This window comes from Jannaschia sp. L-14R (assembly GCF_056857695.1).
The window spans coordinates 412,301-426,537 of sequence record NZ_JBSXNP010000010.1 but is presented as its reverse complement, the minus strand read 5'-3'; the positions used below and the strand labels follow the sequence as shown (position 1 = coordinate 426,537).

The following is a 14,237-nucleotide window of genomic DNA, read 5'->3' as shown; positions in this document are numbered from 1 at the left end:
CGTCGGGGGCGTCTTTGCGCCCCCGTTGGTCGCGGTCAGCCAAACTTTCGGGGCTGCGCCTGATTCATTATTTTCTCCCCCCAGCGCAGCTGTTCCGACAGCTCCGCGATGGCGGTGTTCAGTTCATCGCGCTGGGCGGTCATCGCTGCCAGACGCTCGTGACCGATCTCGTAGGTGCGGGAAACCTGTGTCAGCTGGCCGTCGTCCAGATCGTAAAGATCCAGCAACTGGCGGATATCCTCGAGGGAGAATCCGAACCGCTTGCCGCGCAGGATCAATTTCAAGCGCGCCCGGTCGCGGCGGGTGAACCAGCGTTTCTGGCCTTCGCGTTGTGGACTGATCAGTTCTTTCGCCTCGTAAAAGCGAAGTGTCCTGGGCGTAACGTCGAACGCGTCACACATCTGTCGGATCGTCATCAGTTCGTCAGACATTACTTTCCATCCTTGTCTCGGTGCCACTTGTGGCGATGCAGTCGAGATGCGGGGCCGACCATAGCGATACAACCCAGGCTGACGCTTACGTAACCCGAACGTAACGTCACTTACCGGGTTGACGTAAGGATCGCTTACGTCAATCGCCACATGGATAGCTTACAAGACTGAAGATGGAGCGAACCTGACCGCGGGAGTTGTGCCGGTCTGGAAGTGAATCACTTTGGGGTTGTGTTCAGCCCCTGGCTTTCAGATCGGCGTACACGCCGTCCCGCAGAGCCTGCAATTCGGCGATGGCCTCATCGAGATGACGCTTGCGGTCGGCCAGTTCGGCCAATTGGCCATCGGCAAGATTGATCCAGGCCTGCATCTGTGTGCGTCCCTCGGGATCCGCGTCATACAGTTCCAGCCATTGGCGGATTTCTTCGAGGGAAAAGCCGAATTTGCGACCTCGAAGGATCAGCGTCATTCGCGCGATTTCCCGTGCGCCATAATATCGCGCGCGGCCTTCACGCTCGGGGAACAGAAGTTCGATGTATTCGTAGTGACGCAAAGTCCGGGGCGTCACGTCGAAACGGGCGCACATCTGTTTGAAATCCAGCCGTTCCGTCATCGATTCCTCCCTGCGTCAGTCTGGCACGGTCAGGACCGTTCTGTCCATCCGGGCGCAGCAGCCGGATCACTCAGCCGAACGCCAAACGGGCTTGCAGGTCGATACGCTTCGCGGCAAGGCTGCGGCATGACCGACGACACCTCAGAAGCCGCCGCCAAACGCATCAGGGCCGCACATCAGTTCATCGCCGCCTTGCCGCATTGTCGCGCCCTGTCGATGACCGTCGAGTCAGTGGGCGAGGGGGAGGCAGCGATCTCCATGCCCTGGGCCGCCGATCTTGTCGGCGATCCGCTGACCGGCGTGATCCATGGCGGTGCGGTCTCCGCACTGATGGACACGACCGGGGGTGCTGCTGTCCTCAGCCATCCGACCGCTCCCATTGCCACGGCTACCATGGACCTGCGGATCGACTATATGCGCGCGGCCACGCCGCACCAGACGATCACGGCGCGGGCCGTTTGTCATCATGTCACGCGGTCTGTCGCCTTCGTTCGGGCCGAAGCCTTTGACGAAGATACCGACAAGGGCCCCGTCGCCGTCGCCAACGGAGCATTCACACTGGAACGGGCGCGCGCGAAATGAAGACGCCGGAACCTGTTCAGGTCATCAAGCAACGCCGCGATGCCGCCCTGCGCGGACTGATCGACGGCGTGCCCTATATCCAGTTTCTGAACATCACATTCGACCGGCGCGGCGACGAATTGACCGGCATATTGCATTACGATCCCAAGCTGATCGGCAACCCGGCGCTGCCAGCGCTTCATGGCGGTGTGACGGCGGCATTCCTCGAGGTCACGGCTATCGTCACCCTGTCGTGGTCGATGCTCTGGGACGATCTGGAGGCCGGACGGCTGGAACCGGAGGGCCTGACCCATGACGCTCTGCCGCGTCTGCCCAAGACCATCGACTTTTCTGTTGACTACCTGCGCGCCGGGCTGCCCCGTGACGCCTATGCCCGCGCCCGCCTGAACCGGTCCGGTCGTCGATATGCCAGCGTCCATGTCGAGGGCTGGCAGGACAATCGCGCGCGTCTGTTTGCGCAGGCCACCGGCCATTTTCTCATGCCGCAGAGGACGGACCCGGACGGGTGAGTGACCCTGTGCCCCTGACGAAAGGGCGGCCCGAGGCGGCGCTGTCGAGCCGTCGCATCCTGAAGGTCGCCATACCCGTCGTCCTGTCGAACGCCACTGTGCCGATTCTGGGCGCGGTGGATACCGGCGTCGTGGGTCAACTGGGGCAGGCCGCGCCGATTGCCGCTGTGGGCGCGGGCGCGATCATCCTGTCGTCGGTCTATTGGATTTTCGGGTTCCTGCGGATGGGCACCACAGGTCTGGCGGCGCAGGCCCTGGGTGCGGGCGACCGTCCCGAATTGGTCGCGCTGCTGTCACGGGCACTGCTGATTGCCGCCGTGGCGGGGGCGGGACTGATCGCACTTCAATGGGCAATTTTCACAGGCGCTTTCTGGCTGGCACCCACATCAGCGGAGGTCGAGGGACTGGCGCGATCCTATATGCAGGTCCGCATCTGGTCGGCCCCTGCGGCGATCGCGATCTATGGCCTGACCGGCTGGTTGATCGCGCAGGAACGTACCGCAGCCGTTCTGGTGATCCAACTGGCGATGAACGGGGCGAATATCGGGTTGGATGTCTGGTTCGTGCTGGGTCTGGGATTCGGTGTCGAGGGGGTCGCCTGGGCCACTTTCATCGCGGAATGGTCGGGCGTGGTGCTGGCGGTGTGGTTCTGCCGGGATGCCTTCGTCGGGTCGGATTGGCGCGACAGGGTGCAGGTATTCGAACCGGCGCGTCTGAAGCGAATGCTGGCGGTCAACACCGATATCCTGATCCGGTCGGTTCTGTTGCAGATCACCTTCGCGTCGTTTCTGTTGATGGGTGGCCTGTTCGGGACGGTCACGCTGGCGGCCAATCAGGTGCTGCTGCAATTCCTGTACATCACGGCCTATGCGCTGGACGGGTTCGCCTTTGCGGTCGAGGCGCTGGTCGGGCGTTTCTTCGGCGCGGGCGACCGGGGGCGCTTGCGGCGATCGGTGGTCCTGTGCGGTGCATGGGGCTTGGGGACGGTGGCAATTCTGGCGCTGGCGTTCGCGGTGTTCGGCGGACTTCTGGTCGACGTGATGGCCAAGGCAACCGAAGTCCGGGAGGTCGCGCGCGACTATCTGCCGTGGATGGTCGCGGCACCCTTGATCGGGTTCGCATCATGGATGCTGGACGGCGTGTTTATCGGCGCGACCCGCACGCGCGACATGCGCAATATGATGGTGCTGAGTTTCGGGTTCTATCTGGCGGCGCTGGCAGTGCTGGTGCCGTGGCTGGACAACCACGGGCTATGGGCGGCGCTGATGGTCTCGTTCGCAGTGCGCGGCGTGACGCTGGGGTTGAAATATCCGGGGCTGGAGCGGGCGACGACGAATGAGGCGGCTTAAAGCCAGCGGTCGCGGTCGGTACCCACGGCGTCGGCGACATTGGCGAAACCGTCGCGGACCAACAGATCGTCGAGACCTTTTGCGATACGCGCGGGCAGACTGATGCCGTGATAAACCAGTGCGGTATAAAGCTGCACGGCAGACGCGCCCGCGCGGATCTTGGCATAGGCTTGGTCGGCGCTGGCAATGCCGCCAACGCCAACCAGCGGCAGTTTACCGTTCGTCAACACCGACAGGCGGGCCAGGATTCGGGTGGAGGCATCGAACAGCGGCGCACCGGACAGGCCCCCGGTTTGCGAAGCGTGGACGCTGTGCAGGCCGTCGCGGGCCAGCGTTGTGTTGGTCGCGATGATGCCGTTCACGCCGGAGCTCAGCGCGACCTCTGCGATATCCTCCAACGCGGCGGCGTCCAGATCGGGCGCGATCTTGAGGAAGATCGCCGTATCCAGCCCCCGGTCGTCGCGATGTGCACAAACCCGGTCCAGAATGCCCGCCAGTGCGGCCTTGCCCTGAAGGTCGCGCAGCCGTTCGGTGTTAGGGCTGCTGACATTAACGGTCGCGAAATCGATGTGCCTGTCGCAATGCGCAAGGACCTTTACGAAATCATCTGCGCGGTCGTTACTGTCCTTGTTCGCACCAAGGTTCAGGCCGACGACCGCGCCCTCAGGTCGTTTCGCCAGCCGGTCGGCGATGATCGCTGCACCGTCATTGTTAAAGCCAAAGCGGTTGATTGCCGCCCCGTCCTCGGTCAGGCGGAACAGGCGCGGCCGGGGGTTGCCGGGTTGCGGGTGGGGCGTGGCGGCCCCGACCTCCAGCCAGCCGAAGGCGCAGCGCGACAGGGCATGCAGGGCAGTGGCATTCTTGTCGAACCCGGCAGCCAGCCCGATAGGGTTCGGCAGATCCATCCCCGCCAGTGTTGTCGCTAGGCGGGGGGACGTGACCGGCCCGCCGCGCGGCCCCAGCCCGGCGTTCAGTGCCGACAGGGCCAACCCGTGCGCACGTTCCGGGTCGAAACGGTGCATCAGGGCAAGGCCCGCCGCTTCGATCACATCAGGCCTGCAGGGAAGACGTGAACGCCGCCGACCATCGGCAGCGGCTGCGCCCAGGCCACCTGATCCAGGCGCAACGGCGCATAGAGGTGCGGAAATTTCGCGCCGCCGCGCGAGATCTCCCAGTGCAGGTTATCGGCGACGACGGCATCCTCGACGCCGATCAGCCACAGACCTTCGACCCCGGCAAAGTGTTTGACGGCGGTTTCGGCGACTTGCTCCGCTGTCGAGAAATGGATGAAGCCATCGGAGAGATCAATCGGCGCGCCCGTGGACGACCCCTCCGCGCGGAGGGCCTGCCATTCGGGCGTTCGGAACAATTTGTAGATCATTGCGCCGGGATGCCCGTGCGGTTCTGTCACGTCAAGTCGCGCCGCGTTCATATCGCTTTGACAATGGCCCGCAAGCTGCCCAACATCGACGATATCCAACCTAGGGGGTTAGACCGATGAGACGTATTCTGACAGCAACGGCGGCGCTCGCGTTGACCACTGGCATGGCCAGCGCCGAGTATTCGCTGACAATTCTTCACACCAACGACGTTCACGCTCGCTTTGAGCCGATCAGCAAATACGACGGTCCCTGTGCTGCGGAAGACAACGCTGCGGGCGAATGCTTCGGCGGCACGGCCCGTATGGTAAACGCCGTCGAGGCAGCACGCGCCAGGTCAGACAATACGATTCTGGTGGATGCCGGTGATCAGTTTCAGGGCACGCTGTTCTATACCTATTACAAAGGTAAACTTGCGGCCGAGATGATGAACATGCTGGGCTATGACGGCATGACGGTCGGCAACCACGAGTTCGACGATGGCCCCGAAGTGCTGGCGTCCTTCATGGCGGCCATCGATTTTCCGATCCTGATGTCGAATGCCGATGTTTCGAGCGAACCGCTGTTGGCCGACAAACTGGCCAAATCGACAGTGATCGAACGGAGCGGCGAGAAGATCGGTCTGATCGGCCTGACACCGCAGGATACCGACGAGCTGGCATCGCCCGGTGATAATGTCACATTCAGCGACCCGATTGCGGCAGTTCAGGAAGAGGTCGACAGGCTGACCGCCGAGGGCGTGAACAAGATCATCGTCCTGAGCCATTCGGGCTATGGCGTAGACCAGGCTGTTGCAGAAGGCACGACCGGCGTCGACGTCATCGTCGGCGGCCATTCGAATACCCTGCTGGGAAGCATGGAGCGTGCCGAAGGTCCGTATCCCACAATGGTGGGCCAGACGGCCATCGTTTCGGCCTATGCCTACGGCAAGTATCTGGGCGAGTTGAACGTAACGTTCGACGATGACGGCAATGTCACCGCAGCCGAGGGCGTGCCCGTCCTGATCGACGCGTCTGTTGAAGAAGATGCGGCAACCGTGGCGCGCATCGCCGAAATGGCAGCCCCGCTGGAGGAGATCCGGTCCAAGGTGGTTGCCCAGATCGATCAGGCGATTGAAGGCGACCGCACATTCTGTCGCGCGGAGGTTTGCGAAATGGGCGTTCTGATCGCCGACGCGATGCTGGACCGTGTCAAGGACCAGGGCATCGACGTCGCGATCCAGAACGGGGGCGGAATCCGCGCCTCGATTGAGGCGGGCGACGTAACCATGGGTGAAGTCCTGACGGTGCTGCCGTTCCAGAACACACTGTCGACGTTCCGAGTGGACGGCGCGACGCTTCTGGCTGCGCTGGAAAACGGTGTCAGCCAGGTCGAGGAGGGCGGAGGCAGATTCCCGCAGGTGTCGGGAATGTCGTTCGCCTTCGACGCGAGTGCCGACCCCGGCAGCCGTGTCAGCGATGTCTTGATCGGCGGAGTACCGCTCGACCCCGCCAAGACCTATGGCGTCGTGTCAAATAACTACGTCAGAAATGGCGGCGATGGATATGAGATGTTCAAATCTGCAGCAGACGCTTACGATTTCGGCCCAGATCTTGCTGAGGTCACGGCGGAATACCTGATCCAAAATGGCCCGTATACGCCGTTCACCGATGATCGCATCGTAGCGAAATGACATAGCGATTTTCAGGTACTTCTGATCGTATGCGTAGAAGTTATTATCGGGGCGAGGAAAACTCCTCGCCCCTTTCGATTGTGATGCCGACAGGATGCTTCGATTGCAGACATCGGAAGAATAACATTACATATTAGAAACGTAATTTTTGATATTTGTTCGATAATGATCACGATCAGGCCGATCGCGATTTTTAAGGAAGTTGCCAATGCTTGCCCCAATTCATCCCCATCAGAAAGAGCGGCTTGCTGCGATTCGCCGTTATGATCTGGGCACCCAAGCCCATGGGGGGGCCTTCGATGGCATCGTCGAGCTGGCGGCGCAGATGTCGAATTGCCCGATTGCCCTTGTCTCTATCGTGCATGCCGACGATCAGAAATTTGAAGCTGTTTGTGGGTTGGATTTCCATGGAACCAATTTGGAATCTTCGATGTGCAGTCATGCCATCCTTCAGGAAGAAATTCTTGAGATTCCGGATACGAGGGTAGATATTCGGACGCGGGATAATCCGCTGGTCACCGGTCCCGATCCGATTTTGTTTTACGCAGGTGCTCAGATCACCACAAAGACGGGTATCCCGCTGGGTTCGTTGTGCGTTCTGGATCGGCGTCCCCGTCGTTTGGGCGATGCCGAACGCCGCGCGCTGAGGATCCTGGCCGATCAGGTCATGCAGCGTCTGGAATTGCATGAGGCGCTGCGACAGCAGGATGCAATGCGCCGGGAAGTTGACCACCGCGTCAAGAACAGTCTGGCCAATGTCGCGGCAATGACGCGCATGGCTGCCCGCAGCGCCACGCCCGAAGTGCGCGAGGCGATGCTGTCCGTTGAAAAGCGGATCAGCGTGATGGTGGAACTTCACAATGACCTGTACAGGTCCGACAACCCGGACGAGCCGATCGAGGTTACGAACTATCTGGAGCGGGTGGCCAGCCATCTGCGCGACATGTCCCCTCCGGGTGTGGAAATCGAAGTACATTTCGATGCCGTGGCCCTAATCGCGCGACGCGCGTCCGCACTGGGCGTTCTGATCAACGAGATGATTTCTAATGCCTGCAAGCACGCCTTTCCCGATGGACGGACCGGGCGGATTGTCCTGAGTGGCCAGAAAACCAGTGCGGGGCGATATGCCATCGCATGTGCGGATGACGGAGTCGGATCCGTCGATGCATCGGAGCCCGGCCTCGGCCAACGCATCATGGAAGCCTCGGCCGCGCAGCTTGAAGGCTTGCTGCGGACTTTCCCGTCACCCGATGGCTACCGCGCCGAAATCGAGTTTCCGGTCACAGTTGACTGATGAACCGAGCCGGAATGCCGATGCATGGCAGTCATGCAGTGAAATAGGCCTGAGAAAGGCGGATTTTCTGCATGGAGCGACCCGCGAAACACGCGGGCCGACCAATCTTCAGGGAGAGAGATAAGACAATCGACCCGACCGGGGGACCGCAAGGGGGGAGGATTTGATCAACCCCAACCGGATCGTCGCCTTGATCTCATTTATGCAGGTGAAATGTGGCGTGATTGGGGCAATGATGGGGTGAAGTCAGGACAATTCCTTGTGGTCATGGAATTGTCCCGACTTCGGAAACGATCACTTCTGTCGCAGGTCCGGAGGCGTCGCCTCCGCCGACAAGGCAGCCGTTACTTCGTCCAATGAAATCACCTGCGTGGCCTTTTCGCCCAGGCGGCGCAGGGTAACAGTGCGATCCTCGACCTCTTGCCGTCCTATGGCGAGAATCGCGGGAACCTTGCCCAACGAATGTTCGCGGACCTTGTAGTTGATTTTCTCGTTGCGGATGTCGGCTTCGGCCCGAACACCAGCCTTGGTCAATGCCTCCACGACTTCCGCCACGTAATCGTCCGCTTCCGAGACGATGGAAGCGACGACGACCTGCCGTGGTGCCAGCCAGAACGGCAGCTTGCCCGCGGAGTTTTCAATCAGGATACCTATGAACCGTTCGAACGACCCCAGCACTGCACGATGCAGCATATAGGGTCGGTGCTTGTTGCCGTCTTCGCCGATATAGCTGGCCCCCAGACGCTCAGGCAGGTTCGGATCGACCTGGAAGGTGCCGCATTGCCAGACACGTCCGATGGCATCGGTCAGATAGAAATCCAGTTTCGGGCCATAGAACGCCCCATCGCCTTCCTCCACGCGGTAGGGGTTGCCAGTCGACTTGATCGCCGCCTCCAGTGCGCCTTCGACGTGATCCCAGCTCTCGTCGCTGCCGACGCGTTTTTCAGGACGGGTGGCGAAAGCGATGTCGAATGTCTCGAACCCCAGATCGCGATAGGTTTCGGACAGGAAATTGATGAAGGCGGCGCACTCCGCCTGAATCTGATCCTCGGTGCAGAAGATGTGACCATCGTCCTGCGTGAAGCCGCGTACCCGCATGATGCCGTGCAGCGCGCCCGACGGCTCGTACCGCGCACAAGACCCGAATTCCGCCATCCTGAGCGGCAGGTCACGATACGATTTCAGGCCTTGGTTGAAGACCTGCACATGGCAGGGGCAGTTCATCGGCTTGAGCGCGTTGATCGCCTTTTCGCGGGCATGTTCTTCGTCTACCTCGACGATGAACATGTGGTCCTGATACTTGTCCCAGTGGCCCGAGGCTTCCCACAATTTGCGGTCGACGACCTGCGGTGTGTTCACTTCGACATAGCCACCGCGGCGCTGCCGCCGCCGCATGTAGTCCTGCAACGTGGTGTAAATTGTCCAGCCGTTGGGGTGCCAGAATACCTGGCCCGGCGCTTCTTCCTGCATGTGATACAGGTCCATTTCGCGGCCCAGGCGGCGGTGGTCGCGGGCCTCGGCCTCCTCCAGGAACTTGAGGTGCATTTTCAGATCGTCGCGGTTGCGGAACGCGATGCCATAGATCCGCTGCAACTGCGGGCGGGTGTTGTCGCCCAGCCAGTAGGCCGAGGACACGCGCGTCAATTTGAAAGCATCCGCAGGGATCTGGCCGGTATGCTGCAGGTGCGGGCCGCGGCAAAGGTCCTGCCATTCGCCATGCCAGTACATCCGGATCGGCTCATCGCCCGGAATTCGGTCCAGAAGCTCCACCTTGAAGGACTCGCCGGAATCGGCATAGTGCTTGCGCGCCCGCTCGCGGTCCCAGACTTCTGTGCGGACCGTCTCGCGCGCGGCGATGATACGTTTCATTTCGGCTTCTATCGAACCCAGATCTTCGGGTGTGAAAGGTTCCGCTCGGTCGAAATCGTAGAACCAGCCGAAATCGCGGACCGGGCCTATGGTGACCTTTACGTCAGGCCAGATCGTTTGCACGGCGCGCGCCATGATATGCGCCAGATCGTGGCGGATCAGCTCCAGCGCAGCGTCGTCGTCCTGCATTGTGTTGATAGAGATTTTCGCATCCGCTTCGATCGGCCAGGCCAGATCCCAGTGCGCGCCGTCGACCTGGGCGCTGATGGCCTTTTTCGACAGGGACTTGCTGATGCTTTCGGCCACCTGTGCGGGTGTCGTCCCGATGGGGACGTCGCGTGTGTTACCATCGGGGAAGGTAAGGGTGATCTGGGACATCTTATCTGAGTCCTCCGTCGTTTTGGCGCCCACGGAACGCCCGATTGCGGGTATGATGGGGCGCTTTTGGCGGCGGGTTTGTTCCACGTCAAGGCGTCCGGCGAGTCGAAAGCCGCAGGGTGTAGCCATCCCATCGAACAGGAGGTTCCGATGAAAACAATTCTTGCCGCTACCGATCTAAGCGCGCGGTCTGACCGCGCCGTGCTGCGCGCCGCACATCTGGCCCGCGACACGGGGGCCGCGCTGCACATTATTCACGTCATAGATGAAGACTTGCCCGGTGCGATGTTGCTTGCCCAGACCACGGAGGTGGAGGCGACGCTGTCGGCCATGGTGGCCGAAAATCCCGCGCTCGCCGACCTGTCACCGTCCCTGGACGTAGAGGCCGGCCATCTCGATAGCCTTTTGCCCAAATTGATGCGCGAACGGGATATCGACCTTTTGGTTGTCGGCAGCCATCGGCGTCGGGGCCTGGCGGATGTCTTCGGCGCACCAACGCTGTCGCGGCTGTTGCGCAGTGTCGATGTGCCGGTTCTCGTCGCCGTTGGCCGACCGGAGGGTACATATGAAGCCGTTACGATCGGCTGGGATTTTTCCCCGGCCGGCGAGGCTGCAGCGAAAGCAGTGCAGGATTTCGCGCCATCGGCCGCGATGACGCTGATCCATGCGTGGCAGGACCCGGTTGCTGGCACGCCCTATGGGTTCGAGACGGGCGGGACGATTCCGCCGGAAGCCCTCGATCGTCTGCGGTCGAAACTGCAGCGCGCGGCAATGGAGATGGTGCAGGACGGCACGCCGCCCGCGACGGATGTGATCATAGGGCCGGCGGGGCATGTTCTGCGCCGATACGCGGCGGAGCATGGCGCCGACCTTCTGGCGATGGGGCGACACGCGCGCACCGGGCTGGCCCGTATCCTTCTTGGGTCGACGGCCGAGGACGTGGCGCTGAATGCGCCCTGCGACGTGCTGATCGCGCCGCCGCTTTGATTTTTGACGAATGGCAGCCTCTCGCAGAACAGCGAAAGGCTGCCGCATCACTACGAGGGGCCGTTTGTCATCAGAAGAAGTTGTGCCCTCCCGACTTCAGAGTGACGTCGGATGTCAAACTTAATTCACAACTGGAAAGATAGACCGGGGTCATCTTCTTAAGATCGAGTATGAGGTGTTGGCCGTCGGCTTCGACCTCAAGGCTATGCCTGACGCAATGACACTGACGGCCCGTTTGGGGTTGATGGGTATTGGTTTCAGTGGGATGACCCTCTTGATGCGTCCCGATTTTCTGAAGCGCGTGTTCGTGCCGAAGATCAAGAAGCGAATGGGTCACCGTCACGACTGACGGACTTGCCCTCGGCCCCCGCCCGTGAAACAGGAAAGCGCCAACCGATACCCGCCAACGGAGACCCCCGATGGAGATTCGCGAGGCCCTGACCTTCGATGACGTTCTGCTTGTTCCCGGTGCCAGCAAGGTGCTGCCCGGCACTGCGGATACACGCACGTTCGTCACTAAATCTATTGCCCTGAACATCCCGCTACTGTCGTCCGCAATGGATACCGTGACAGAGGCGCGCATGGCCATCGCCATGGCGCAGGCGGGCGGCATGGGCGTGATTCATCGCAATCTGGACCTCGACGACCAGCAGCAGGAAGTGCGCAGGGTCAAGCGGTTCGAAAGTGGCGTCGTCTACAACCCCATTACCTTGCGTCCCGATCAGACACTGGCCGATGCCAAGGCCTTACAGGAAAAATATCGCGTCACCGGTTTTCCCGTCGTCGATGACAAGGGCCGCGTGCTGGGTATTGTGACCAACCGTGACATGCGGTTTGCTGTCGATGACTCGACACCGGTGTCGACGATGATGACCGCCGACAATCTGGCAATCCTGCGCGAACCCGCCGACCTGAATGCGGCGCGTTCGATGATGCAGGCCCGCCGTATCGAGAAGCTGCTCGTAGTTAACGAGAAGGGCCATTTGACTGGCCTTTTGACGATCAAGGATATCGAACAGGCGGTGCTGAACCCGCAGGCGTGCAAGGATTCTCTGGGCCGTTTGCGCGTTGCTGCCGCGACAACTGTCGGCGATGCCGGGTTCGAACGGTCCGAGGCGTTGATAGATGCCGGCTGCGACCTGATCGTGGTCGACACCGCGCACGGTCATTCCGAAGGCGTCGGCATCGCCGTCGACCGTATCAAGCGACTGTCCAACAAGGTGCAGGTCGTCGCGGGCAATGTTGCTACGGCTGACGGCACGCGCGCCCTGATCGACGCGGGCGCGGATGCGGTCAAGGTCGGCATCGGGCCGGGATCGATCTGCACCACCCGCATTGTCGCGGGTGTCGGCGTGCCGCAACTGACCGCCATCATGGATGCCGCCGCGGTCGCAGGCGACGTGCCGGTGATCGCGGATGGCGGTATCAAGTTTTCCGGCGATTTCGCCAAGGCCATAGCCGCCGGCGCATCCTGCGCCATGGTTGGCAGCATGATCGCGGGCACGGATGAATCGCCCGGCGAAGTAGTTTTGTATCAGGGTCGGACGTTCAAATCATATCGTGGAATGGGGTCGCTGGGTGCGATGGCGCGCGGCTCGGCGGATCGGTATTTTCAGAAAGACGCGGCGTCGGACAAACTGGTGCCCGAAGGGATCGAGGGGCAGGTGCCCTACAAGGGCAGTGCCGGAGCGGTGGTGCATCAGTTGGTCGGCGGTTTGCGTGCGGCCATGGGCTACACCGGATGTGCTACGGTGGCCGAGATGCGGGGCGGTTGTACCTTCGTCAAGATTACCGGCGCCGGGCTGAAGGAAAGCCATGTCCATGATGTCCAGATCACCCGGGAAAGCCCGAACTATCGCTCCTGAGAGGCGGCCTGACATGACTGACCCAAGGTATAGCGCGTGACCCCCGGCGCGCGCGTTCAGGCCGCAATCGAGATATTGGACCGTATCCTCGACGGTGGCGCGGCCGAGCGGGAGCTGACGGTCTGGGCGCGCGGCAGTCGCTACGCCGGGTCGAAGGACCGCGCGGCGGTTCGGGACCACGTATTCGACGCGCTTCGCACATTGCGGTCATCGGCCTGGATTGGCGGAGAGGCGGAGATTGCGCCAGGTATCGCGCGCGCGATCATGGCAGGGCGTTTGATCGGTGAAGACGTTGACGTTAAGTCCATTTTCAATGGACAAGGCCATGCGCCGGAGCCGATATCTCCGCCTGTCGATCTTGGCCCCGCACCCGATGCCGTCCGCCTCGATATGCCCGATTGGCTTTTGCCGATCCTGCGCGCCGATCTGGGCAGTGCCGCCGAGCATGTGGCCCTTGCCCTGCGTACCCGCGCGCCAGTCTTTCTGCGCGCCAACATTGCCCGTATCACGCGGCAGGACCTGCTCGCGAAATTATCCGAGGAAGGCGTGGCAGCCGAACCGGACGCGGCGTCGCCCACGGCTATCCGCCTTACCGGCACACCGCGTGGTCTGACCGCTCTGCCGTCGTTCAGGGACGGTTTATGGGAGTTACAGGACGCCGGGTCTCAGGCCCTTGTTGACCGCATCCCGGTATCGCCTGATGCGCGGATACTGGATCTCTGTGCCGGCGGCGGAGGTAAGGCACTTGCCCTTGCAGCAAGGGGTCCGGAACAGGTTTTCACCCATGACGCGGATCCGGCCCGGATGCGCGATCTGCCCGCCCGCACCGCACGTGCCGGTGCGCGGATCAGTCAGATCACGGCCCCGGAAGGTGCAGCGCCCTTCGATGGTGTGGTCGCGGATGTTCCCTGTTCCGGTAGCGGCAGCTGGCGCCGTGCACCCGACGCCAAATGGCGACTGACCGAGGCCCGCCTGACCGAGCTGACGCAAACGCAGGACGCCATCCTGGACCGGGCGATCGCCCTGACGCGCCCGGGAGGATGGATCGCCTACATGACCTGTTCCATTCTGGCGCGCGAAAATGCCGATCGTGCGGTGTCAGCGCTGAACCGCCATCGTGATGTCGCCATTGGTGACCAATGGTCCAGCCTGCCAGTCGACGGTGGTCACGACGGCTTTCACGTTTGTCTTCTCAAGCGTGAAAGCTAGGGGTCGGATCACGATCATGCTATGGATCGGGCGGTGTCGTTAAGAGCGTCTTAATACTTTTGCGGCCATAAAAAGCGTGAGAACGATTCTAGGGTGACCG

The 14,237-nt window shown here is 61.6% G+C and carries 14 protein-coding genes and 1 pseudogene; 10 read left to right on the top strand and 5 right to left on the bottom strand.

All coding sequences use genetic code 11. The features are described 5' to 3' along the window. Nucleotides 1–35: 35 nt before the first annotated feature. A complete protein-coding gene (locus AC13C2_RS10435; protein WP_092761621.1) occupies nucleotides 36–431 on the bottom strand; it encodes a MerR family transcriptional regulator in 396 nt (131 codons plus the stop codon). A gap of 235 nt (nucleotides 432–666) precedes the next feature. Beyond that, nucleotides 667–1,044, bottom strand: a complete 378-nt coding sequence (locus AC13C2_RS10430) for a MerR family transcriptional regulator (RefSeq protein WP_339640981.1) — start codon at nucleotides 1,042–1,044, stop codon at nucleotides 667–669. Nucleotides 1,045–1,170: 126 nt separating this feature from the next. On the opposite strand from AC13C2_RS10430, the gene AC13C2_RS10425 reads away from it, so the two are divergent. From AC13C2_RS10425 to AC13C2_RS10415, 3 genes are read left to right on the top strand one after another with little or no spacing between them, the layout of a single operon-like run. Further along, the gene (locus tag AC13C2_RS10425) at nucleotides 1,171–1,626 is read left to right on the top strand and encodes a PaaI family thioesterase (protein WP_339640983.1); all 456 of its coding nucleotides are present in this window, start codon (nucleotides 1,171–1,173) and stop codon (nucleotides 1,624–1,626) included. After that, entirely contained in the window at nucleotides 1,623–2,135 is a 513-nt protein-coding gene (locus AC13C2_RS10420; protein ID WP_482886765.1) for a PaaI family thioesterase, read from the top strand. The genes AC13C2_RS10425 and AC13C2_RS10420 overlap by 4 nt, the downstream gene beginning before the upstream one ends. After that, nucleotides 2,132–3,484, top strand: a complete 1,353-nt coding sequence (locus AC13C2_RS10415; RefSeq protein WP_482886764.1) for an MATE family efflux transporter — start codon at nucleotides 2,132–2,134, stop codon at nucleotides 3,482–3,484. Before AC13C2_RS10420 ends, AC13C2_RS10415 begins: the two co-directional genes overlap by 4 nt. Here the strand turns inward: AC13C2_RS10415 and AC13C2_RS10410 are convergent. Both AC13C2_RS10410 and AC13C2_RS10405 read right to left on the bottom strand, forming a co-directional pair. Further along, a complete protein-coding gene (locus tag AC13C2_RS10410) occupies nucleotides 3,481–4,533 on the bottom strand; it encodes a quinone-dependent dihydroorotate dehydrogenase (RefSeq protein ID WP_482886763.1) in 1,053 nt (350 codons plus the stop codon). The genes AC13C2_RS10415 and AC13C2_RS10410 overlap by 4 nt on opposite strands. Further along, nucleotides 4,530–4,865: a DUF952 domain-containing protein gene (locus AC13C2_RS10405; RefSeq protein WP_092762007.1), complete on the bottom strand. Its 336-nt coding sequence runs from the start codon at nucleotides 4,863–4,865 to the stop codon at nucleotides 4,530–4,532. The genes AC13C2_RS10410 and AC13C2_RS10405 overlap by 4 nt, the downstream gene beginning before the upstream one ends. A 116-nt stretch (nucleotides 4,866–4,981) precedes the next feature. Between AC13C2_RS10405 and AC13C2_RS10400 the strand changes: the two genes are divergently transcribed. The 3 genes and pseudogenes from AC13C2_RS10400 to AC13C2_RS10390 all read left to right on the top strand — a co-directional run bounded on the left by AC13C2_RS10400 (nucleotide 4,982) and on the right by AC13C2_RS10390 (nucleotide 7,829). Beyond that, nucleotides 4,982–6,535 (top strand): bifunctional metallophosphatase/5'-nucleotidase, encoded by a 1,554-nt coding sequence (locus AC13C2_RS10400; protein WP_482886762.1) that lies wholly within the window; start codon nucleotides 4,982–4,984, stop codon nucleotides 6,533–6,535. A 208-nt stretch (nucleotides 6,536–6,743) separates the two neighbouring features. Next, a pseudogene (locus AC13C2_RS10395) lies at nucleotides 6,744–7,154 on the top strand (histidine kinase); the annotation flags it as partial. Between the two features lie 93 nt (nucleotides 7,155–7,247). Continuing rightward, on the top strand, nucleotides 7,248–7,829 hold the full coding sequence (locus AC13C2_RS10390; RefSeq protein WP_482887011.1) for a sensor histidine kinase: 582 nt from the start codon (nucleotides 7,248–7,250) through the stop codon (nucleotides 7,827–7,829). Nucleotides 7,830–8,123: 294 nt separating this feature from the next. Here AC13C2_RS10390 and thrS read toward each other — a convergent pair whose 3' ends face one another. Continuing rightward, the gene (gene thrS / locus AC13C2_RS10385; protein WP_482886761.1) at nucleotides 8,124–10,076 is read right to left on the bottom strand and encodes a threonine--tRNA ligase; all 1,953 of its coding nucleotides are present in this window, start codon (nucleotides 10,074–10,076) and stop codon (nucleotides 8,124–8,126) included. 150 nt (nucleotides 10,077–10,226) lie between these two features. On the opposite strand from thrS, the gene AC13C2_RS10380 reads away from it, so the two are divergent. The 4 genes from AC13C2_RS10380 (at nucleotide 10,227) to AC13C2_RS10365 (ending at nucleotide 14,137) form a co-directional block, all read left to right on the top strand. Next, on the top strand, nucleotides 10,227–11,063 hold the full coding sequence (locus AC13C2_RS10380; protein ID WP_339640997.1) for a universal stress protein: 837 nt from the start codon (nucleotides 10,227–10,229) through the stop codon (nucleotides 11,061–11,063). Between the two features lie 175 nt (nucleotides 11,064–11,238). Continuing rightward, nucleotides 11,239–11,412, top strand: coding sequence for a hypothetical protein (locus tag AC13C2_RS10375; protein ID WP_474521881.1), 174 nt, complete (start codon nucleotides 11,239–11,241; stop codon nucleotides 11,410–11,412). 70 nt (nucleotides 11,413–11,482) lie between these two features. Beyond that, nucleotides 11,483–12,928, top strand: coding sequence for an IMP dehydrogenase (gene guaB, locus AC13C2_RS10370; protein WP_339640999.1), 1,446 nt, complete (start codon nucleotides 11,483–11,485; stop codon nucleotides 12,926–12,928). A gap of 36 nt (nucleotides 12,929–12,964) precedes the next feature. Continuing rightward, nucleotides 12,965–14,137: an RsmB/NOP family class I SAM-dependent RNA methyltransferase gene (locus AC13C2_RS10365; protein WP_482886759.1), complete on the top strand. Its 1,173-nt coding sequence runs from the start codon at nucleotides 12,965–12,967 to the stop codon at nucleotides 14,135–14,137. Nucleotides 14,138–14,237: the final 100 nt, after the last annotated feature.

What these genes read in the sequence shown, in the direction of transcription:
- AC13C2_RS10435 (WP_092761621.1), bottom strand. Translation starts at nt 431, where the DNA reads ATGTCTGACGAACTGATGACGATCCGACAGATGTGTGACGCGTTCGAC.
- AC13C2_RS10430 (WP_339640981.1), bottom strand. Translation starts at nt 1,044, where the DNA reads ATGACGGAACGGCTGGATTTCAAACAGATGTGCGCCCGTTTCGACGTG.
- AC13C2_RS10425 (WP_339640983.1), top strand. Translation starts at nt 1,171, where the DNA reads ATGACCGACGACACCTCAGAAGCCGCCGCCAAACGCATCAGGGCCGCA.
- AC13C2_RS10420 (WP_482886765.1), top strand. Translation starts at nt 1,623, where the DNA reads ATGAAGACGCCGGAACCTGTTCAGGTCATCAAGCAACGCCGCGATGCC.
- AC13C2_RS10405 (WP_092762007.1), bottom strand. Translation starts at nt 4,865, where the DNA reads ATGATCTACAAATTGTTCCGAACGCCCGAATGGCAGGCCCTCCGCGCG.
- AC13C2_RS10400 (WP_482886762.1), top strand. Translation starts at nt 4,982, where the DNA reads ATGAGACGTATTCTGACAGCAACGGCGGCGCTCGCGTTGACCACTGGC.
- AC13C2_RS10390 (WP_482887011.1), top strand. Translation starts at nt 7,248, where the DNA reads ATGCGCCGGGAAGTTGACCACCGCGTCAAGAACAGTCTGGCCAATGTC.
- thrS (WP_482886761.1), bottom strand. Translation starts at nt 10,076, where the DNA reads ATGTCCCAGATCACCCTTACCTTCCCCGATGGTAACACACGCGACGTC.
- AC13C2_RS10380 (WP_339640997.1), top strand. Translation starts at nt 10,227, where the DNA reads ATGAAAACAATTCTTGCCGCTACCGATCTAAGCGCGCGGTCTGACCGC.
- guaB (WP_339640999.1), top strand. Translation starts at nt 11,483, where the DNA reads ATGGAGATTCGCGAGGCCCTGACCTTCGATGACGTTCTGCTTGTTCCC.